This window comes from Neolewinella persica DSM 23188 (assembly GCF_000373105.1).
In the GTDB taxonomy this organism is placed as follows: Bacteria; Bacteroidota; Bacteroidia; order Chitinophagales; family Saprospiraceae; genus Neolewinella; species Neolewinella persica.
This window is the reverse complement of record NZ_KB890491.1, coordinates 1-21,972: the sequence shown is the minus strand read 5'-3', so window position 1 is coordinate 21,972 and position 21,972 is coordinate 1. Positions and strand designations below refer to the sequence as shown.

Here is a 21,972-nt window from a genome sequence, read left to right as displayed (position 1 = left end):
TAGCTATCTTAGCATCCTTAATCAATACCCACACAAATGACCAGATTTAGTCTATTATTCTTGTGCCTGTTTCTCGTTGGCGGCCTTAGTGCGCAGACGGAGAACGTGAACAAGAATCCATTCCGCCAACTCTATACCGAGTTGCCTACGCCCAATGTTTACCGTAATGCAGCTGGTGCACCAGGCCATGAGTACTGGCAGCAGCAGGCAGATTATGAAATGGATATCCGCCTCGATGATGCGAAACAACGGATCTACGGTACTTCTAAGATTACCTATCATAATAACTCTCCAGACGCCCTGGACTACCTATGGATTCAGCTGGACCAGAACGTACGTGCACTAGATAGTGACACCTACAAAATCGGTACGAGTAACGTCAATGAACGAATGACGCTCAATGCGCTCTCTCGCCTGGAACCTACGTTTGACGGTGGCTTCAAGATCGATTACGTAAAGGATGGAAGCGGTAACGCCGCCAATTACACCATTGAGAAAACGATGATGCGCGTTGACCTTGCTAAAGCATTGAAGCCCGGTGAGTCAACCGAGTTGCAACTGAAGTGGTGGTACAACGTCAATGATCGCATGAAAGACGGCGGTGGTCGCTCCGGCTCCGAGTACTTCGAAGAAGACGACAACTACCTTTACACCATTGCTCAATTCTACCCTCGGATGGCAGTGTACATCGATAACGAGGGCTGGCAAAACAAGCAGTTCCTTGGTAGCGGTGAGTTCACCCTGACCTTTGGAAACTACAGCGTGAAGATCACGGTACCCGCCGATCACCTGGTAGCCTCTACCGGTACGCTGCAAAACCCAAATGATGTACTGACCAAACAGCAGCGCAATCGCCTCGAAGAAGCAAACAAGGAATTTGTTCAGCCAGTCATCATTGCTACACAGGCAGAAGCCGTTGAGCGGGAAAAGACTAAAGTAACAAAGGAAAAGACCTGGCACTTCCAGGCCGAGAACGTACGTGACTTTGCCTTTGCTACCAGCCGTAAATTCATTTGGGATGCAATGGCCGTAAAGCAAGCTGACGGAAGTACCACCATGGCCATGTCTATGTACCCCAAAGAAGGTAACCCACTCTGGGAACGGTTCAGCACAAAGGCCGTAGCACACACCCTGAAGTGGTACAGCCACTACACCTTTTCTTACCCCTACCCCGTTGCATGGTCAATCAACGCCGCCAGCATCGGTATGGAGTACCCAATGATTTGCTTTAACTTCGGCCGTGTCGAAGATGATGGCACTTACAGCGAACGGACCAAGTACGGTATGATCGGCGTGATCATCCACGAAGTTGGCCATAACTATTTCCCGATGATCGTCAATTCTGACGAGCGGCAGTGGACCTGGATGGACGAAGGCCTCAACACCTTCCTGCAATACCTGACCGAGCAACAATGGGAACGCGACTACCCTAGTCGTCGTGGCCCTGCACATAAGATCGTTGATTACATGAAGGGTGATAAAGCTTTTATCTCTCCGATCATGACCAACTCTGAGTCCATCTACCAGTTTGGTAATAATGCGTATGGTAAGCCTGCTACCGGCCTGAACATTCTTCGGGAAACGATCATGGGCCGTGAGCAGTTTGACTACGCCTTTAAGAAGTACGCTAATCGTTGGAAGTTTAAGCACCCTGCTCCGGCTGACCTGTTCCGGACAATGGAGGATGCCTCTGGCATTGATCTCGACTGGTTCTGGCGCGGTTGGTTCTTTACGACCGATCATACGGACATCGCACTTGCCAGTGTTGAGCCTTTCCGGGTAAATACCCACAACCCAATGGTTGAAAATGAAATGGCGAAGAAGGCGATAATGGATGGACCTGAAAATATCAGTGACATCCGCAACCGGGAAATTGCTAAAACTTATGACGAAGAAGATCCATCTCTTCGTGATTTCTACACCGACTATGATCCCCTCAAAGCAACCGTTCTCGATACCGAAGAGTACGAAGCTTACCTACGGGGCCTCAGCGATGCTGAACGGGCAGTACTGGATGCTAACAAGTTCTACTACGAATTGACTTTTGAGAATAAAGGTGGCTTGGTAATGCCGCTCATCGTTGAATTCACTTTTGCTGACGGTACCTCAGAAGTACAACGGATTCCTGCCGAAATCTGGAAACTTAACTACAAGAAGGTAAGTAAGGTATTTCCTTTCGCTAAGCAAGTGACCAATATTGAACTTGATCCTTTCCTGGAAACGGCTGATACCGATCGTAGCAACAACTACTACCCTTCCCAAACTGAAACCAGTCGTTTTGACCTTTTTCAGAGCCGTAGTCGTGGCGGAGGTGAAAACCCCATGCAGCGTGATCGCCGGGCTAAGGAAAAAGAAGGCTCAAACCGCTAACTGATATTTTGTAGCAGTTAGCTACAAGAGCATGGCTCGATATTTTACACATTCGAACTCTACGGCCGCGTCCGTGAATAATTGCGAAGCGAAGGTTCAAAGTTGTTGAACCAAAGATGGATAAATAACCTACTTCAATTTTTATCCCTTAGGGTCGGGCTTTTTGCCCGGCCCTTCGTATTTAAAGTAAAAACTTTATTGTGGATATAATATTACTGTTACTTAAGCAGACGGTAACAACTTGTCCGTATTTTGCAGACTTAGGAAATCCAGCCTCCAGCATATGACCGATTATAAAAACTCCAGCCTTACCCTCATTACCAGTGAGATCATTCCCAGTGCCATTCGCTGGCGGAGCCCCTCTAATATCGCACTTGTCAAGTACTGGGGAAAGCATGGTAATCAGCTCCCCAGAAACCCGTCAGTCAGCTTTACCCTATCTGGCGCCGCTACGGATACTACGTTGGAGTATAAGGCGCGTATGGAATCAGGAGAAGGCGCTGATGTGGTACTGTACCTGGATGGGGAGAAAAATGATGGATTCACCAAGCGTACGAAATTATTTCTGGAGAAGCTGTTTCCAATTTATCCCTTTTTGAAACAACTTAGCTTAACTATTAAGACAAGCAATAGCTTTCCGCATTCGGCTGGTATCGCTAGTTCTGCTTCGGGGATGAGTGCCTTAGCGTTGTGCCTGGTCAGTTTGGAGGAAACATTGTTTGAGCCCTTTACGGATCGCGCTGAGTTCCTGGCCAAGGCCAGTTACCTCGCACGATTGGGCTCAGGGAGTGCCTGCCGGTCGGTATATGGCGGAGCAGCCGTGTGGGGTGCTCTGGCGGCCCTGAAAGGCTCCAGCGACGAGTTTGCGGTGTCTGTGACGGAAAATCTGCATCCTACGTTTCAGGACTACCACGATGACATCCTGCTGATCTCTAAGTCGGAGAAATCGGTAAGCAGCCGTGCAGGGCACGGCCTGATGGAAGGTAACCCCTACGCAACGGCCCGTTACGCCCAGGCTACGCGCCGAACGGACGAAATGCTCACCGTATTACGACAAGGAAATGTAGACCGTTTTGGTGAGATCCTGGAGTCGGAAGCACTGACCCTGCACGCTTTGATGATGAGTAGCCACCCACCTTACGTACTGATCCGACCTAATACCCTGGCGGTGATTGAGCGCATTCATCTCTTCCGGGAGCAGACCGGCCACCCACTTTACTTTACGCTGGATGCTGGACCAAATTTGCACCTGCTATACCCTCACTCCATTGCTGAGCCGGTGAAACACTTTATCCGCGAACAATTGCTCTATTTCTGTGAGGATAAGATGTACCTGGCTGATCGGGTAGGTAAAGGGCCGGAGCGGCTGGAAGTGAGTGATCAACGGTAAGATGGTGTCCAGAATTGGATAGAAAAGTAATCTTAAGACAAGGTATAGATTGACTTAATTTTTATTTAGTCAAGCTTTATCTTGTCTTTTTATTATATTTGTCAAGTTAAAACTTGACTTTTAAGCTTATTTGTCAAGTTATTAGTTGACTAATAATTCTAAATGAGTAATAAATTACTGGTTTTGAGGGTGATAAGTGAAAAGCTTAATCAATACGCTTCGCTTCGGTCGGTGGTACCCCCTGATGTGGGTTGGATATCCAGTATAAGACAGTCGTTAAACATGACGATGGAACAACTAGGCCGTAAGCTCAAGGTCACGAAGCAAGCCGTCAGTCAAATAGAAAAAAGAGAAAGTGAAGGCACACTCACTCTTAACGGATTGCGGGATGCGGCTAATGCAATGGACATGCAGTTGATCTATGCGATCGTACCTAAAACGGGAACACTGGAAACGTACGTGGAACAGCGGGCCTTCGAATTGGCCAGGGAAACCTTATTGGAAGTAAATCAGCAAATGAGATTAGAAGCTCAGGCCGTGGATGATGAACAACTCAGCGCGGTAATTGCTGAGGCGGCTGCAGAGTTGGTCCGCAGCGTAGACCGTCAGTTATGGGACTAATGGACCCGCCGGAGGAAGGGCAGACTTTGGTCAGTGAGGAAGAGAAAGCTGGATTAAAAATCAAGATGATCACCTTGCAACGTGAGTTGGATGTATTTGAGTTACAAAACATTGCTAAAGCCCGGAAATGGGTGAAAAAGAAAAAGGTGAGTGCAGTAGATGTATTGAACGAAGCCTTTCTGAAAAAGCTCCATCAGCACATGTTCGACGATGTATGGAAATGGGCGGGGAAATTCCGGCAATCGGAGAAAAATATCGGTGTACCGTGGGTCCGGGTTGCCCGCGAAGTAAAGGTACTGTGCGATGATGCTCAATTTTGGGTAGAACACGAGACTTTTCCCCCAGAAGAGATTGCGCTACGGTTTAAACACCGTTTGGTCAGTATCCACTGCTTTCCGAATGGAAACGGCCGGCATGCCAGGATGATGGCCGATGTTTTGATGGAGCAGGTTTTCGGATTGGCTGTATTCAGCTGGAGAGCCGGTGACCTGATAAGTGCCACAGAGGAGCGAAAAATGTACATCGCTGCCCTACGCGCTGCTGATCGGGGAGATATTGGGCCGTTGTTGGATTTTGCTTAGAATTATCAAAAAGGTCTTTGCCCGGAAGCAGCACGGGGCAGGCAACCATGTTACCTGCCCCTGCTTCTTAAACCATTATTTGCACCTGCGCCCGCGCCCCTTTAAAGTATTCAGGAATAAGAATTCAGAATTTAGTATCCAGTACTCAGATTTCAATATTCAAGAACCAATGTCTGAAACCTGAATACTAATGCCTGAAATCTAAATACTAAACCCTGAATACTGAAACCTAATTATCGCTTGGCACAATCTGCAGTTCCATCTTCTCCTTCTTTACGCCTGGGCCAATGCTTTCCAGCAAGAAATTGGTCATCTTGGTGTAGAGGTGCTGCCGGGTCGGGCCACCGTAGATACCGTGATTGCGGTTGGGGTAGAAGTAGGTGTCAAATTGCTTGTTGTTCATGATCAACGCGTTGGCCATCTCCGCCGTATGCTGAAAATGAACGTTATCGTCGCCCATACCGTGCACCAAAAGCAGGTCACCCTTCAGGCGGTCTGCATAGTGAATGGGGCTGTTTTTATCGTAACCATCCTTATTCTCGGCGTAGGTACGCATGTACCGCTCGGTGTAGATGCTGTCGTACCACTTCCAGTTGGTAACTGGTGCTACTGAGATGGCAGCGGCAAATACATCGTTGCCCTGGAGGATGCCATGCAGGGCCATGAAGCCTCCGTATGACCAGCCGAAAATTCCGATTTTATCCTTATCAATGTAATCGAGCTCACCAAGGTACTTGGCAGCAGAAATCTGATCTTCGGTTTCCTGCTTACCCAGCGTTAGATAAGTTTGCTTTTTCATCAATTCGCCACGGGCACCGGTACCCCGGTTGTCCACTACGGCTACTACGAACCCTTGCTGAACCAGCATCTGGAACCAGGCCATATTCTGACCACGCCAATTATCCATCACCTGCTGGCTGCCGGGGCCACCATAAACGTGCATCAACAGTGGGTGCTCTTGTCCGTCGCGCATGTTGCCCGGCTTAATCATGTAGCCATTAAGCGTGGTTCCTTCCTCCGTTTTAAAGTCGAAAAACTCAACGGGTTGGTAGCCGTAAGTCTTCATTTTTTGTTGGAGTTCCATATTGTCGACAATCTGACGAACAGCGTCGCCTGCGCCGTCCATTACCGTCACGGTGCTGGGGGAGTTTATCGTAGAATGGGTCAGCACGAAGTAGTCGTAGGTATCAGAGAACTGAGCAGAGCTGACACCGGGCTGCGCGGCCAGCGGACGGGGTAGGTCCCTGCCTTTTAAGCTTTTGATGTAGACTTCCCGGCGCATCGGACTGTTTTTTGCTGCCTGGAAATATAGGTTGCCGTCGTGGAGGCCGTAAAAATCGGTAACCTCCCAGTCTCCGGAAGTAATCTGAGAAGACATCCCTTTCTTCATTTCGTGCAGATAAACGTGGTTGTAGCCCGTTTTCTCGCTCGTCCAGATGAATTCTTTGCCGTTGGGCAGGAAGGTAAGGTTGTCGTGTACGTCGACGTAGTATTTGTTCTCTTCTTTTAGGAGGGTCGACTGGCGATCTTCGGTCAACTCAAAAAGCAGTAGTTCCAGCTTATTCTGGTGGCGGTTCATGCGCTGCGCCGTGAGCTGATCTCCTTTGGTGGTCCATTGCACGCGGGGGAGGTAATGCCACTCGTCTTCCGGGGAGGTATTAACGGTGACCAGGTCTTTGGTTTTGCCGGATTTAACGGCATAAGCATGCAGGCTTACGGTACTGTTTTCCTCTCCTACCTTCGGGTATTTGAAGGTGTTGTATTCCGGGTACATTCCGTTATGGAAATCGGTGTAGGTAAATTCCTTTACCGCAGATTCGTCGAACTTAAGGTAAGCGAGGTAGCTACCGTCGGGGCTCCAGTGAATGGCACGGCTGAAGGAAAATTCTTCTTCGTAGACCCAATCGGAAGCGCCATTAATGACCTTGTTAGTTTCGCCGTCAGAAGTTACCTGGGTCATTTTACCGTTGGCCAGTTCTTTGATCCAGATATTGTTGTCGACGACAAAGGCCACCCGCTTGCCGGTAGGGTCCAAAGTCGCCAACCGGTGCTTTTTATCGTTGAAAACCGGTGTGAGTTGCTTCGATTTAAGGTTGTAAACGTAGAAGAATGACTGTGAACTACGGCGGAAGAGCTGCTCCGTTCCGGTAGCGAGGAGAAGCTGTGATTCGTCAGTACTCAGCTGGTAACTTTGAATAGCACCGGGGAACCCGGCGGCGGTCAGGTCCGCACCGTCAACCAGAACACCGGAGCGGTTGCCCGATTTCAGGTCATAACTGATCACTTTATTGCTTTCCAACCGGGCGAAGGAGCTTCCGTCCTGCAAAAAATTAAAGCCACTCACACCGTCTCCGGAAAAGACATAGTTCTGCCAGATGTCGGCAACGGAAATGGCCTTTGTTTGGGAAAATGTGGTGGAACTCAGAAAGAGTAGTAAAAGGAGAGGGAGGTAACGCATTTGGTTAGCTTGAGGTTAAGTTGCCAAGATAACGCTGAAGGAAGGAACTCTATCGTTAGGGGTTCTTTAAAACTGTAGATTTTTCATCCTACGCCATAAGCTATACCGTCATCAGATCGTGGAACTCCAGCTTTGAATTTAACTGAAGGGAGGTATCCGGCTTCGACAATAATACCGGTCCACAATTCCCATATTATTTAATTTCTTTATATTTAACGTTCAAATCCCTACACCTCTACAGTTACGTAGGTTAGTTTTTTGCGGGTCTTCCCAGTTATCCTCCCGCGGTATGTCAAACGTATTATTCCGAATCGGAATGCTCATTGCGGTGTGTTCTTCTTTTCTGACGGGTCAGCAGACCTGGGGTGGAAGTTATCTTTCATTGGACGTGGCCAACGACGTTTTCTACCTACCAATCAAGACCGATCAATATTTCACCAGTGGTATCAGCCTGGAGTTAGGCAAGCAGGAAGCCGGGCGGTCACCATTTCGTCAATTAGGTTTGGCCACCCGTACGCAGTACTGGCGGTTTACCCAGAATATTTTTACGCCCAGGGAAATTATTTCTCAGCAATTACAAGCTAACGATCGACCTTTTGCCTCCTATTTAGTCGCTACCCGGGGCAAGACTTATACGGACGAAGACCTTGGGTTTCACCTTGGTCGGTCAATCACCATCGGGGTATTGGGAAAGTACTCTGGCGGGGGAAACATGCAGAATGCGTTCCACGAGATGGTCGGCTTTGCTGATCCACTGCCGGGCTGGATCAACGAGGTAAAACCAGACGCAATAGTCAATTATCGCCTGGAAATTCGTCAGGCCTTTCGGCCAGCTGGCCGTGTAAGCCTGACCACCGGCGTTGTTGCCCGCCTTGGCACACTGCATACGGATATGACGACTGCTTTACAGCTTAGGCTGGTGGCGATCAAGCGTAATGAGCATCGTTTTCTGACCTTCAAATTATCGGGAGATGCCCGCCTGGTCGGGTACAATGCAACACTTACCGGAGGATTGATCAACCGGGATGAGCGGTACTTCGGTATCATCCGCCCTACCCGCATTGTTGGGCAGGCAGGTTTTGAAGGCGCTCTGAATTATGATGTCCTGGAGCTGCGCGGAGGTATCCGTCACCTTAGTAGAGAATTCGATGGCGGGCTATCGCACGCCTGGGCCTGGATTGGGATAACGGTGATGCCGGGCTGGCAAAGTATCAAGGATTCCAGGCGGAATAACCGCCTTTGAGGTTATACACTTTTGCGAAGCCGGCATCGTTGAGCATCCCGCAGGTCTTTCCGCTGCGGCCACCAACGGCACAGTAAACTAGGTAGGTTTTGGTGGGGTCAAGCTGTTTTACCTGCTCGGCAAAATCGGGCGCACGGAAATCCATTTCAATCGCTCCGGGAATAATTCCTTTAGCCGTTTCGGCGGGGGTGCGGACATCGAGTAAAACGGTGTTCGGGGCGCCGATCTTTTCGGCAAACTCTGCGGGGGTAAGGTCTTCGTAGGCCGGAGCTGCTTCTTGCGCGGCGGCGTTTTCTGGGGCGGGGGCGCAGGTGCAGAGGAAGGTTAACAGGAGCAGGGGGAGGAGACGTTGGAGCATGGTTTGGGGAGTTTGGCCTTTTGGGGCTGGGTGTACGGAGGAAAAGGCTGCGTTGGTTATTCCCTGGTTTTGGGATACCCGCGCAGGTACGCGTAATGCGTGTAGCCCATTCTTCTGCACAATTCTATTTTGATCCTATTGATAACAACATTCTTTGCTGTCTGTTGCCGCTTATTTGGAAGATTTACTTAGCAGCTTTTAGGTAGGAGAAAGTTTAAATTCAAAATAATTTATAAAGAAGGGTAAGCTTATCGAAACACCAGCAATATAGAAACGAATCATTTAACTAAAAACAACAAAATGAAAACGATTTATTTTTTTGCTACCCTGGCAGTTTTTGTATTATTTGCCTGCGAAAAAGAACCACAGGTTGAAGAGTGGTCAAATTCCATTGCTTTCGAGATGGAAGCAGATTCCGACAAGCGATTTGTTCAAATCGATGAGATAGGAGAAACCCGATTACTCAACGAAGAAGAAGCCTTTAATTCAGATGTGGCTATTGATTTCGTATGGGAATTAAATGAAACAGGAAAGAAGGTAGTTCTACTCTCGCCGAACCACCCAAATGTAAAAGAACGCTACCCCAATTTGGCTGATAAATTAAGTGCAACGGCTGAATTCAAGAGTAATTTTTTGACAGAAACAGAAGTACTGGATCTAAGAATAAACGGCTCTAAAAAGAAACTCCAAAGTATTTATAACGGAGCTGAAGCATCACCAATTGAAGGCCTTATGGAGGTGGATGATAACACTGGTGTTTCAATGTTGATGGATAAATACAGAAACCAGGTTTTAATTTGGAAATATACCTACGACAGTCAGGGAAGAATGCTCTTCGCTGCCGTAGTAGGTGTAGAATGGCGTCCGTAAGCCAAAGAGGTAATGTATACCTGAACAAAAGCCTTCCTCGATCTTGTATTGAGGAAGGCTCTTTTTATAGCAGAAAGCATGAAGTGTTTTATTTATATAATCTTAATTCAGCTTAGGCATGCTCCTAAAAGAACACTCAGAATCACAAATGAGCAGCTCAATGGACATCCATGCCTCTCAATCGAGCAGCGAGTCCTGCGGGTTCGTTACACGTAATTGCAGGGGAACCCTCACTCCGAATAAGCATTTATCCCCCCATCCAAGTGAATCAACTTTTCAATCCCCGCATTGCGCATCAGCGTACAGGCGCGTACGGATCGCCGGCCACTGCGGCAATACACCAGATATTCGGTAGCGGGGTCAAGGGATTCGAGCTGTTCCAGAAAGTCAGGGCCCAGGTAGTTGTAATTAACTGCGCCTTTCAGGTGGTAGGCGGTGAACTCATCTTCAGATCGTACATCAATCAGGGTACCCGGAGGTGCCTGTGCCCGGAGTTGGTCAAACTCGGAGGGCGAGACATTACGCAATTGCTGCTTGAGCAATTGCCAACGGGGAATGGGGCAGGCGGGAGGGCCGTCGTTCATGATGATTCTTTAGCTTTTATTAATGCTCAAGGTAACGCTTTGGGTAGGCTTCTGGTTATTTTGTTCCCCGACGGTGTAGTGAGAGATGGCCTTATAATTGTCAGACGACCGCCGTACGGTTGGGAAGGGGTTTTGCTATTGCACTAAGACAGCGTACCTTCCTTCAATAATTACATTAAACCAATGAGAACCACCCTCCTCCTTCTTTGCTCCTTAATCTTCCTCCCCTGCACCAGCGTCCGCGCCCAAAAAAGCGAGGCTAAGAAACCGCCTACCATAGCTGTTAAAACCGAAGGCCTGGAAAAAATGCCCGGCTACTTCGATTTTTACTACAGTGATGAGGAAGGGAAAATTTATCTGCACATTGACCGCTGGGAAGATGATTTTCTCTACGTTAACAGCCTGGCCGCCGGTTTGGGCAGTAACGATATCGGATTAGATCGTAACCAATTAGGTAGCACCCGCGTGGTGAAGTTTGAGCGCGTTGGGGGGCAGGTTTTACTGAAAGAACATAACCTGGATTACCGGGCGGTGAGCGACAACCCCGACGAAGCCGCCAGCGTCCGGGATGCCTTTGCTCAATCCATCATCCACGGATTCAAGGTGGAAGCCAAAACCGGTGACGCGGTACTGATCGACCTTACACCCCTCTTGCTTTCCGACGCCCACGGCGTGGTTAGTCGCCTGAAACGAGGGAAACAAGGCACTTACAAAATCGACGCCAGCCGCAGTGCGGTCTACCTCGATAAGACAAAAAATTTTCCGCTGAACAGCGAGTTCGAAGCCTCCATCACTTTTACTGGTGAGGCAACTGGCCGCGAGCTTCGCTCCGTAACCCCCACCAGCGGAAGTTTCACCCTGCGCATGCACCACAGTTTTGTGCAATTGCCGGACGACAACTACACGCCACGAATATTTGACCCACGATCCGGGTACAATTCCCGCAGCTACGCCGACTACGCTACCCCGATCAGTCAACCACTCATTAAGCGCTTCATCCCCCGGCACCGGCTGGAAAAAAAGGATCCCTCCGCCGCCATGAGCGAACCAGTGGAACCCATCATTTATTACCTCGATCGTGGAGCACCAGAACCCATTAAATCTGCCTTGCTCGAAGGCGCAAGTTGGTGGAACCAGGCGTATGAGGCGGCGGGCTACAAAAACGCCTTTCAGGTAAAAGTGCTGCCAGAAGGTGCTGATCCGCTGGACGTCCGCTACAATGTTATCAACTGGGTACATCGCAGCACCCGGGGTTGGAGCTACGGCAGTTCCGTTACTGATCCGCGAACGGGTGAAATCATTAAAGGACACGTATTGCTGGGAAGCTTACGCGTTCGACAAGATTTCCTGCTTGCCCAGGGCCTGATCAAAGCTTACAAAAACGGGAGCACGCCCGACCCTCGCCTGGAAGAAATGGCCCTGGCCCGACTGCGCCAACTGAGTGCGCACGAGGTTGGCCATACCATCGGCCTGGCGCACAACTTTGCGGCTTCCACCAATGACCGGTCTTCCGTAATGGATTATCCTCATCCCTACGTAACCCTCAAGAATGGGGAAGTTGATTTCAGCGATGCCTACGAGGTGGGGATCGGTGCGTGGGACAAACAGACCATCAAGTATGGTTATTCCGACTTCCCCGCAGGAACCGACGAAGCAGCTGAACTGGCAAAAATCCTCGCCGAGAATGAAAAGATGGGTTTACGCTACATCAGCGACTCCGATGCCCGGCCACAAGGTAGTATGCAACCCGAAGCGCACTTGTGGGAAAACGGCGCGGACCCAATCGCGGAGATGGATCGCCTGATGGACCTGCGTGAACATGCACTTAATAACTTTGGCATGGACAACATCCCGGACGGTATGCCGGTCTCTGAACTCGAAAAAGTACTCGTACCGGTTTACCTGATGCATCGCTACCAGGTAGAAGCAATTGCCAAGCAGGTTGGTGGCTACCACTACTCCTACGCGGTGAAAGGAAGTGGCGCTAAAAACCTTGTTCGCCCCGTTGCTGCCGGGCGCCAGCAGGCGGCGATCGATAGGTTGCTGAAGTCAATGTCGCCAGAAGCCCTGAAGCTTCCAAATGATTTGCTGGGCCTGATTCCTCCGTCTGCCATGGGGTATTCCCGGGACCGTGAGCTGTTCAAAACACATAACGGCGGAGCCTTCGACCCATTAGCAATGGCCGAAACGGCGGCAGATAATAACCTGACGTTTTTGCTGCACCACCATCGGTTGGCACGGGTTGGAGAACAGCACGGACTGTATCCGGAGGTGGGAACGATGTCTCTCGAGAATTACCTGAATAAGGTACGGGACGAGATATTTAAGCAAGTGTGGAAGGAACAATCTGAGCACGAGAAGCAAATTGCGGAGGTCGTTGAAAAGCGGCTGGTGGCGCATTTGCTCGGGCTTGCAGCTAATAAAGAAGCAGCTGAACAGGTGCAGGCTGGTGCGCTATACGAGCTAAAGCGGATCAGAAATGCTTCAGCAAATGCTCGGGTAGAGAATGACGAAGGACACACTTCTCACTATTTATACATTACTCAGCAAATCGAAAATTTTCTGGCTGATCCTACGAGCGTAACTGTACGCTCAGCTCCGGGCTTGCCCGATGGTTCCCCGATTGGATGCGAGGGGCTACATTAAGAAGGTCGGGTGGAGCGACTGTGTACGACTCCTTCAAGAAAATTCGCGATCCATCCAAGAAGGTTCGTGACACAGTCGCTCGAGCCAGCTGATTAGGCTTATGAAATAATCTGTTGCTTCTTTTTGGGCGCGGCCGCAGGTGCAAGGAAAGTAACCAGCCCAATCTTTTATTGCTCATTTATTATTCGATCAATCAGGCAATGTCTTTATCTACCATTACGCTTATTCGTACGAACGCTGCTAGCCCGGATTTTCAAAAATTGATCAAACTTCTCGATGCCCACCTGGCAGTAACTGACGAAGACGAGCATGATTTTTACAATCAATATAACGGAATTGATTCCATCAAGTATGTAGTGATGGCTTATGCTGGGGAGACCGCTGTGGGATGCGGCGCGATAAAACATTATGATAAGCAGACGGTGGAAGTGAAACGGATGTTTACCAGCCCCGAACAACGGGGCAAAGGCATTGCGGTGCAGGTCCTGAATGAGCTGGAAGCCTGGGCCGTAGAACTGGGGTATAGCCGCTGCTTGCTGGAAACGGGCAAACGCCAACCCTACGCCATTCGGTTATATGAGAAACAAGGTTATACCGTAGTCCCGAATTTCGGGCAATATGCAGGGATGGAGAACAGTGTTTGTATGGAGAAGGGAATTAGTTAGCCGAAAAAAGCCACCAAAGCCACCACCAATTCCTCCCCACAATCTTCCTGCAGGAAGTGACCTCCGTTAGCTAAAATCTGGTGCGGTTGCCCTTTTGCTCCCGGGATCTTATCCTGCAGGTATTTTTCTGCACCTTTAGTAATGGGGTCCTTATCGCTGAACAGGGTAAGAAAAGGCACGTTGAGCTGCATCAGCCGTTGCCATGCTTCGCGGTTAGCAGGGGAGGCAGGATCATTGGGTGTGATGGGGACTAACTGCGGGAAAATACGTGCACCTGCTTTGTAGGATTCGTCGGGGAAAGGGGCGTCGTAAGCGGCAAGCTCGGCGTCGGTCAACTTGGTTACCGTACCCATTTGCAGGAGATCTCCAATGGGGAAAGGGTTCAGGGTCTTGGACATGGCCAGCCACTGGTGGAAACCCGGGCCCGGATCCTGGTCGCCCGTGGGCAGGAAGGTATTGGCCGCAGCCACTGCGGCAAATCGGGCGGGGTTGTCCGCCAATAGTCGCAGTCCGATGAGGCCACCCCAATCCTGAACGAAAAGGTGAATCCCCGTCAGGTCAAGGTGATCGAAGAGTAATTCCTTCACCCAATTGACGTGCCAGCCGTAGCTGTAATCTGATTCATTGACGGGTTTATCGGAACGGCCAAAACCAATGAGGTCTGGTGCGATCACCCGAAAACCAGCGGTACTCAATCCGGCGATCATCTTGCGGTACAGGTAGCACCAATCGGGTTCTCCGTGAAGGAGAACAACGACTTTTTCTCCGTCCGGGTTAGCGTCTACGTAGTGCATGCGCAGACCGCCGCTGACTTCTACATAGTTCGGGCTGTAGTCGTAGTCAGGCAGATTTTTGAAACGGTGATCAGGCGTGCGTAGAAATTCCATGCGGTAAAGCTACTCTACATCTTCCATCACGAAGATGGCATTTTTGTTAAGGTCGTAGAAACCAAACTCGTTGGTACCCCAGGAGGTATTCATCCTTAGTTTGTCCGGGGTGACGGTACCACGTTGCACAAATTCTTCGAAAATTGGTAGAATCCCCTTTACCCAAATCCGAATTACACCCGGGAAGACGGGGTCGTCGTCGTTACCGTGGTGCCACTGCAGGTGAAACTCCATATTCTCCCGTTGCATGATGGCGTAGCCTTCCTGATCGGTGACGTTACGGAAACCGGTTTTCTCTTCGTACCAGGCGATGTCGCGGGCGAGATCGCCGGAGGAGAGGACTGGGATGACGGCTTGAAAGGTAGTCACAATAGAAGGGGATTATTCTGGATTCAATGCCAGGGTTAAAGTATCTAACGAACTGGGTGGAAAACTCATTTCTAAAACCTCATAGCCTGGTTTTGTGAAAGTCATCTTCAGGTCTGGTGGATTCCATCCGCCAACGAGATTATAATAATCTATAAAGCCAGTGCTGTCTGAGAAAATAGTAATGTTTTCGTTCGACTCATGCACCCTTACCGAATCAATGGGGAGCTGCGTTTCTTCATCGACGATAATGGCCTGGAGGGATTGTACGTAGTCGCAGCCCGAAGCCAGCGTCAGGGTTATGACGATTAGTGAGAAGATACCGGCGGTTAGGGCTGGTTGGGCCATTCTTTGCTCTTTAATTCCAATGAACTGCACCTGTGGCCGCGCCTGAAAACTTTTACGGCTTCAATAGTTTCGCATATCGAGCCGGATCATTCAACACCGCAATTGCTTCCTGCACCTCTTTATCGTTCCTCAAGCCCATCTGTACCTGGCCGCGCTGGTAGAAGTAGCGACCGGCAATTTCCTTTTCGATGATGTTGATAATTTCGTTTTTGTAGCTCTGGATGGCGGCCAGCTGTTCTTTTTCAACCTGAGCTTCAATGGCCGCCAATTGGTTACCGATGTCAAAGCCTTCATCTTCGGCCTGCTGCTTCGCTTTCGCCAGTGCTTTTTCTGCTTTGGAGGTGTACTCGAAATCACCGCGCTGGAGAAAACTAAGGAAGCCATCCCACTCCTGGAAACGAAATGCAGAAACAGAATCAATGGTTGGGTGCTTGGTCACCCATTCGTTGACGAAATCGAAAATCACGTGCTCATCAAGCAGGCCCTGGGTAATTGCTTTGCCGCCCAGGACGGGCAATTCGATATCGGGGGCAACGCCACCGCCGTCGAGGACCTTACGACCTGCTTGCGTTTTGAAAACGGCGCGCTGATCGTCCGGAATGTCAAACGGTTTACCGTCCCGGTATTCCAGCGCCTGGATGCAGCGCTGGCTGGGGATGTAGTATTTCGCCGTGGTGATTTTTACCCGGCTACCGTAGCCCGTTTCCATAATATTCTGGACCAGGCCTTTACCGAAACTGCGTTGGCCAATTAAGACTGCACGGTCAAGATCCTGTAGGGCACCGCTTACGATCTCGGAGGCAGACGCTGATTTGCCATTAATGAGTACGGCAACGGGAAGCTCCAGATCCAGCGGGTTACCGTTGGTCTTATAGCTGCGATCCCAGTCGCGGACTTTACCCTTAGTCGTTACGATCAATTCGTCCTTTGGGACGAAGATGTTGACGATGTCGACGGCTTCGTTCAAAAGACCGCCGCCATTGTTGCGTAAATCAAGGACGACGCCGGAAAGGTTAGGGTTTTCAGCGCGCAGTTTTACCACCGCGTCACGAACGTTCTTCGCGGCCTGTTGGGTGAAAGTAGTGAGGGCAACGTAGCCAACGTTATTGGCCAGCATACCAGAATAAGGAACATTGGGGATACTGACGTCGCCGCGTAGTAACTCCAGGTTCTTTTTGCCGACGCCAGGGCGGTCAACCGTTAGTTCCATTGTCGTGCCGGGGAATCCGCGCATGATTTCCTCCAGCTGGTCGCGGTTATAACCTTGCGTCTCCCGACCATCGACTTGCAGAATACGGTCGCCGGTTTTCAGGCCGGCGGCATCCGCTGGCTGGTCCTTAAACAAGGTCATGATGGTGGGCAGGTCATCGATGTATTCGATGTCGGCGCCAATCCCCTGATACTTGCCACTTTGGCGAAGCCGCGCGAGTTCGACGTCGGTTTCACTGATGTAATTGGTGTAAGGGTCCAGTGAACTGACCATCGCCTCGATGCCGGTACGCATCAGTTTGTTCGGCTCAATGTCGTCGACGTAGTAGGTATTCACTTCTTTGTACACGTTGGTGTACACTTCGATCGCCTTCATTATTTCGAAGAACTTATCATTGACCGGGCTTACGGTTGCTGCGGTGAAAACCATGAATGCTAGACCAGCTGCAAGGCCAGTAAATACTTTTTTGCGCGACGACATGCGATTACTTTTTGGGGACATACTTATGGATAACGTTTGAAGCGGGAGATAGATTATCTGGCGCGGACGCGAGTACAGGGGAAGGTTTTAGAAGCAAGGGGTTGGCTACGAAAACGTGCGGTAAAAACGAAAATAAATGCTGTGGCCAATAACGAATCATACAACGAAAACGAGGGGCTGCGCTTGATCCTGCGGATCTGCGCTGCCCCCCTCGCTACGCAAGACGCCTCTCCAGGGCTCAACGGCAAGGCGCTGCTGCCGCTCGTGGCGGCTACCGCCTTATAGCTCGATGATTCCTTTGGGACATTCAAGCTTCATCCGTAAATCAATCTGAGGTCCTTTTTCTACGCGTAAGCCTACCCCCAACTGTTCAAGCACAGAAAGGACCATTTCTGGTTCCGGGTGCGTAGCGTAGACTTCCACCAGGGAGCAACCCATATTGGGCAGGACCTCATGGGGGTGGACGTCGCTTTTGCGCCAGTCGACCATGAACGGGAGGATATCTACTTCCGGTTCCGCCGTCGGCAGAATCATCTCCCAGCGGAGCCAACCGCCGCTGGCGGTTTGGCGCGAACCACCGAAGATAGTGCCCATTGCCTCGTCGTAAGCCCGGAGCGTATTGCTGTCGGCGGGTAGAGCTTCAGATTTTATGGCCCAGCGGGTCATCCGGGCCCGGGTCAGGCAATCGACGCCCATCCAACGGGGTGGAGAAATGGCGGTGTTGTTGTCATCTGCTGCCAGGATCTCCAGGTAGGCACCGTTGTCCAGATTGACCAGGGCGTTCTTCGTTCCCTGGGTGTCGTGGTACCCGCCGAAGACGGGACGGATGCCGAGTTTGGCTTCCAGGTCATCAATGGCGGCTTCCAGGTTGGGGACGGTGTAGACCAGGTGGTCGATGGGGCGGGTGGGGAGCATTAAAAGGAAACAAATTAAGAATTACGGATAGCTTTCGAAGGAAGACCTTTTCTTTTCTTAGATAGTTTTTTCTGTTTTGAAGATAATCTGTTCATTGTTAGCTATAAATCTGAAGACGAGACTGTCTCTGAACTTAACTCCTGTAAATTCGAAATCAAAGCCAGGGTCTGGTAATACCTCTAACAATATTTCCTCTCCAGATGCTTCTGCCGTACAGAGGAAATCAGCTTCTTGTCTGGTATCTAAAAAAGTCAGCGTAACTCTTCTGAGGTCCTCTTGATTATCTACTTCATTCCTCACAATGATCTCAATATCGCCGCCTCTACTTTCATTTGGTATGAGATACTCCCCGAGGTATACTCCATCTACAGTGTTTACGTCTACAACGTTAACATCATCATCCTTACATCCGGTTTGCCACAGCAGAACCATCATTATCACTAAAAACGAATATTTTTTCATAGCACGAATATTTTTATTCTTTCAATAATTTTTCCATTCTTCAGGATTAAGATGTAGTATCCAGAAGGTAGTCCTGATACTTCGATCTGATGTTGCTGTGTTACGAAGAGTCCTTCTTTTTGGATCTGGCCATTAAGGTTAAACAGTTTGTAACGACTTAATAGTGCATTATCATCAGCAAGTTCTAAGTGTATGTATTGCTCCTTCACAGGGTTCGGGTAAACCTTGAATATGGGTTTAGAGGCATCGCTCTCATCAATAATTTCCTCCTCAGCATAAGATCGGAGTGCTATTGTTGTAATAAAAGCTCTGTCTATACCATTTTCTGCGTCGGAAACTATGTCTATTCCTTGTTCATACAGAATAAAAGAAGTTGCTAGTGATGCTGTATTTACAATGTTGACTAAGTCAATCAAACCAGTTCCAAATCCAGCTAAGCCTAATAACACTTCTGCGGGAGGAGCTGCACCCGATGCGCATGCAATGGAGCCTAATGCATCAATAATATCAACAATCATTCGGGCGTACCTCCTCGCAGCAGCATCAAGTTCAGCTCCTTGTAATCGTCCATATATGCCACCGTCAAAACATCGTTCACCATTAATATTAACAAGAGGTAAGCCATTAATGATATCAAAGAAAGGAAGGTCATTCAACCTGTGCCCGCAATAAAGGATATTTAGGTCGACTCGTTGCTTTAGTTCCGAAAGGTTTGAGTTTTCAGGACCTAAAACAGCATTGTAGGCAGTTGAAGTAAATCCGTCAAAGTCTCCTTGTTGAACTCTTGCTACTATCCTCTGTTGGTGAGACGCATAGACTGTTTTTAATTGATTTCGTTCACGTTCTCCGAGTAAACTACTCATTTCTCGGGCTACTATTATTGCTACTTCTTTATTAAACTCTGAAGTGCCATTAGCTGCTGTGTATTGTCTGAGGCCTGCCCGATTCAAGTCTCTTAAAGCAGCAAACGCTAAATCTCCAACTTCTGCTGGGGCGCCAAAAAGGGAAAAGGTTTCTTTGATGGTTCCTTCGAATACGGAAAGTATCGCATCCATTGAAGCGGTTATAGCATCATCATTGACGGCTTCAATCCAATCGTCAATACATAAATCTCCACCAGTAAATACTTCTCGTAAAGAATTTGAATAAAGCATATCAATGACCATTGGCACCATTGACTTTATAACTTCGTCGTAGGCCGTAATTAAAGCTTCGCCTCTCAAAAAATGTGCCTGAACATATTTGGTTGCGATGAACGCGCGCTGCATAAGTTCAATCTTTTTTTTATGGTCTTCATCTACAACCAAAAAATCAGAAATTGCTAGTTGTAGCATATTATTTTCTTCGGATATCTCCGCCAAGAAATTTGCTGCGCTTATAAAAGAGTTGTACAGCGTTTTAGGATACACCAATGTCATATTACCACTAGATACAGAGTAGGTGTATGACAGTAGGTTGCCGGGTTCCGTTATCCTTACCGCATAGTTACTATTTTGCTGGAGTGGGAAAGAATATCCATCACTGAGATCTGAGTCTGTGAGAAGAACTCTTCCCTCTTGACTAATAAGTTGAGCAATTGCTGGTCCCTCCAGCCTGAATTCCCCTCGGTTTACATCAATATCTGAAACAATCCCGAAGACAACACCATCAGGAACGCTTCTATCTTCAATTGAGAAAACCGACGACGTTAGAGACTGTCCATCAGAAGTAGATAAGACGAATTGGAACCGGCCTTCTTCAAGGCTTTCGGGTATTACCCAATCAAGTTCTCCGGTATTCTGGATATCCGTAGCTATGGTATTGTTAACATTCTCTCCAATTATCCTTATGGAAGCTGTTCCTTCTGGAGGCCCTCCAGTCCATCTGATTCTAATGAAGTCATAAGTTTCAAATATTTCACCACCACTTGGATTTTGAAAAAATAATGCCCCAGACTGACCACCTTCGACAAGTAGGTGTATTATATCATTAACTGAAGCATCTTCTGAGTTTGCTACTCTGATATACAAGTTACCCAGAGGAACATCTGGTACTACAAAGCTTAGAAAGTTATTATTCGGTATAGCTCTAGCTATATCACTCCAAGATATTCTGTCGGTGGAATAGTCAATATTAACTTTAGAAACGTCCATTGAAGCAGACCATGTCATATTTATTATACCGCTTGGTTGTGTTATGGAAAGTTCTTCTGGCGTGAGTATTCTCACGTAAGAGTCCTCGTCATTGGAAAGGTGAAAAACTCTTGCTTCAGTTTCTACAGCATTACAAAGGTCACTTGTAGCAAGAATTCGCCAACGATAACTATGCCCCAATTGAAGGTTTGACAATGTAAACTGGTCCTGATTTGACACATCTACATCTTCTAATAAAACTATTCCTGAAGTTAAGTCTCTGACTTTTAACCTATATCTAGTATTGGCTTCCAAATTATTATTTACCCATCTTAATTCTATTGAATTTGTGGAAGGGATAGTGGTATATTCATTTATCGGAAATACTAATAACGGTAAAATGTTACACTCTCCTGAGTTAGTAACATTCACCGTAAACCAATTGTCACTCTCGTCACTAATTATTGGAGATGCCTCTGAATAAATACTCATCTTATAACGACCTACGGCTAAATCCTCAGGAATAAACCAGTTAAAGGTTTCTCTATTCTCAAGTCCTTCCTCAATAATCCTTGAAGCTCCCACTTGATTTTCTGGAGTGATTAATAAGGTAAATAAATGGTCGGGAGCTCCTCCTGCCCAAGAGACTTGAACGTTCTCTCCACGTCTAAAAACTTCATCCCCATTAGGGCTTACAAGAATAAGGTCCTGAGGAGAAGTACCGTTAATAGAGAATGTAGCATCACTATAGTCCAACCCCGCTCCGGCTGTTCCCGATTCATAAATCTTAATTCTATAATCGCCAGATATGAAATTAGCCGGGACCGTCCAGCTAAAGGCCCCATCATTTATGGCATTTTCTGAAATTACTGCTGTTGCAGAGGTTGAGAGGCCAGGAGTAATTTCAATAGTTACCCTTTGAGACGATCCTGAAGGGTTTTCCCAGGCAATTTGAATTTGTTGGCCAAAACTATACTCTTCTCCACCATTAGGAGAAAGAATTATTAAGCTGCTTGGTACACTATTTGCTGTTTCAATAGTGAAGGGACTATTGCTATAGTCGACCCCAGTACCGGTACCGGTTTCATAGACTTTAATCCGGTAAAGCCCCTCAGGTATAGAATTGGGAATGGTCCAGTTGTATACACCATTATTGTTCGTGCCATCTATGATTACTTCCTCAACTACGGTGCCAGTATTTAAAGTAAGTTCAATCGTTACCATATTTGCATTGCCACTCCAACGGATTGGCATTACGTCCCCCTGTTCGAAGATTTCACCGCCGTTGGGTTGTGTAATGGTGAGGTCTGCAGTAGAAGCCGGGGCAACGATCTGGAAAGTTGAGTTACTGTAGTCCAGCCCATCGCCCGTCCCCGTTTCGTATATTTTTATGCGGTAATTACCGGT

Annotated in this window: 18 protein-coding genes; 8 read left to right on the top strand and 10 right to left on the bottom strand. The window is 48.4% G+C overall.

The features are described from left to right. The first annotated feature begins 36 nt into the window (after positions 1-36). The 4 genes from B036_RS0125840 to B036_RS0125825 all read left to right on the top strand — a co-directional run bounded on the left by B036_RS0125840 (position 37) and on the right by B036_RS0125825 (position 4,962). The gene (locus B036_RS0125840; protein ID WP_044103864.1) at positions 37-2,370 is read left to right on the top strand and encodes a M1 family metallopeptidase; all 2,334 of its coding nucleotides are present in this window, start codon (positions 37-39) and stop codon (positions 2,368-2,370) included. A 283-nt stretch (positions 2,371-2,653) separates the two neighbouring features. After that, positions 2,654-3,760, top strand: a complete 1,107-nt coding sequence (locus B036_RS0125835; protein ID WP_020571626.1) for a diphosphomevalonate/mevalonate 3,5-bisphosphate decarboxylase family protein — start codon at positions 2,654-2,656, stop codon at positions 3,758-3,760. A gap of 162 nt (positions 3,761-3,922) precedes the next feature. Continuing rightward, positions 3,923-4,381: a mobile mystery protein A gene (locus tag B036_RS0125830; protein WP_020571625.1), complete on the top strand. Its 459-nt coding sequence runs from the start codon at positions 3,923-3,925 to the stop codon at positions 4,379-4,381. Beyond that, complete coding sequence (locus tag B036_RS0125825) at positions 4,372-4,962, top strand: mobile mystery protein B (protein ID WP_026232359.1); 591 nt, start codon at positions 4,372-4,374, stop codon at positions 4,960-4,962. The genes B036_RS0125830 and B036_RS0125825 overlap by 10 nt, the downstream gene beginning before the upstream one ends. A gap of 229 nt (positions 4,963-5,191) precedes the next feature. On the opposite strand, the gene B036_RS31165 is transcribed toward B036_RS0125825, so the two are convergent. Continuing rightward, entirely contained in the window at positions 5,192-7,420 is a 2,229-nt protein-coding gene (locus B036_RS31165) for a S9 family peptidase (protein WP_020571623.1), read from the bottom strand. A 289-nt stretch (positions 7,421-7,709) separates the two neighbouring features. On the opposite strand from B036_RS31165, the gene B036_RS0125815 reads away from it, so the two are divergent. After that, entirely contained in the window at positions 7,710-8,663 is a 954-nt protein-coding gene (locus tag B036_RS0125815) for a lipid A-modifier LpxR family protein (protein ID WP_020571622.1), read from the top strand. On the opposite strand, the gene B036_RS0125810 is transcribed toward B036_RS0125815, so the two are convergent. Continuing rightward, entirely contained in the window at positions 8,632-9,021 is a 390-nt protein-coding gene (locus tag B036_RS0125810; RefSeq protein ID WP_020571621.1) for a rhodanese-like domain-containing protein, read from the bottom strand. The genes B036_RS0125815 and B036_RS0125810 overlap by 32 nt on opposite strands. Before the next feature lie 300 nt (positions 9,022-9,321). On the opposite strand from B036_RS0125810, the gene B036_RS0125805 reads away from it, so the two are divergent. Then, positions 9,322-9,891, top strand: a complete 570-nt coding sequence (locus tag B036_RS0125805; RefSeq protein ID WP_020571620.1) for a hypothetical protein — start codon at positions 9,322-9,324, stop codon at positions 9,889-9,891. Positions 9,892-10,121: 230 nt separating this feature from the next. On the opposite strand, the gene B036_RS0125800 is transcribed toward B036_RS0125805, so the two are convergent. After that, on the bottom strand, positions 10,122-10,475 hold the full coding sequence (locus B036_RS0125800) for a rhodanese-like domain-containing protein (RefSeq protein WP_020571619.1): 354 nt from the start codon (positions 10,473-10,475) through the stop codon (positions 10,122-10,124). A gap of 183 nt (positions 10,476-10,658) precedes the next feature. Here B036_RS0125800 and B036_RS0125795 point away from each other — a divergent pair, with 183 nt between their 5' ends. After that, positions 10,659-13,121, top strand: coding sequence for a zinc-dependent metalloprotease (locus B036_RS0125795; RefSeq protein ID WP_020571618.1), 2,463 nt, complete (start codon positions 10,659-10,661; stop codon positions 13,119-13,121). Between the two features lie 200 nt (positions 13,122-13,321). Continuing rightward, positions 13,322-13,786 (top strand): GNAT family N-acetyltransferase, encoded by a 465-nt coding sequence (locus tag B036_RS0125790; RefSeq protein ID WP_020571617.1) that lies wholly within the window; start codon positions 13,322-13,324, stop codon positions 13,784-13,786. On the opposite strand, the gene B036_RS0125785 is transcribed toward B036_RS0125790, so the two are convergent. From B036_RS0125785 to B036_RS31155, 7 genes are all read right to left on the bottom strand, one after another. Beyond that, positions 13,783-14,673, bottom strand: a complete 891-nt coding sequence (locus B036_RS0125785) for a haloalkane dehalogenase (RefSeq protein WP_020571616.1) — start codon at positions 14,671-14,673, stop codon at positions 13,783-13,785. The two genes, B036_RS0125790 and B036_RS0125785, sit on opposite strands and share 4 nt — an antisense overlap. Positions 14,674-14,682: 9 nt before the next feature. Continuing rightward, entirely contained in the window at positions 14,683-15,042 is a 360-nt protein-coding gene (locus B036_RS0125780) for a VOC family protein (protein ID WP_020571615.1), read from the bottom strand. A 12-nt stretch (positions 15,043-15,054) separates the two neighbouring features. Next, positions 15,055-15,387: a hypothetical protein gene (locus B036_RS0125775; RefSeq protein ID WP_044103863.1), complete on the bottom strand. Its 333-nt coding sequence runs from the start codon at positions 15,385-15,387 to the stop codon at positions 15,055-15,057. 52 nt (positions 15,388-15,439) lie between these two features. Beyond that, positions 15,440-17,077: a S41 family peptidase gene (locus B036_RS0125770; RefSeq protein WP_026232356.1), complete on the bottom strand. Its 1,638-nt coding sequence runs from the start codon at positions 17,075-17,077 to the stop codon at positions 15,440-15,442. A gap of 279 nt (positions 17,078-17,356) precedes the next feature. After that, positions 17,357-17,992 carry a VOC family protein gene (locus tag B036_RS0125760; RefSeq protein ID WP_020571611.1) on the bottom strand — a complete coding sequence of 212 codons (636 nt, stop codon included), beginning with the start codon at positions 17,990-17,992 and terminating at the stop codon, positions 17,357-17,359. A 57-nt stretch (positions 17,993-18,049) separates the two neighbouring features. Continuing rightward, positions 18,050-18,454, bottom strand: a complete 405-nt coding sequence (locus tag B036_RS0125755) for a hypothetical protein (protein ID WP_020571610.1) — start codon at positions 18,452-18,454, stop codon at positions 18,050-18,052. Beyond that, positions 18,451-21,864: a Ser-Thr-rich GPI-anchored membrane family protein gene (locus tag B036_RS31155; RefSeq protein ID WP_319922334.1), complete on the bottom strand. Its 3,414-nt coding sequence runs from the start codon at positions 21,862-21,864 to the stop codon at positions 18,451-18,453. Before B036_RS31155 ends, B036_RS0125755 begins: the two co-directional genes overlap by 4 nt. Positions 21,865-21,972: the final 108 nt, after the last annotated feature.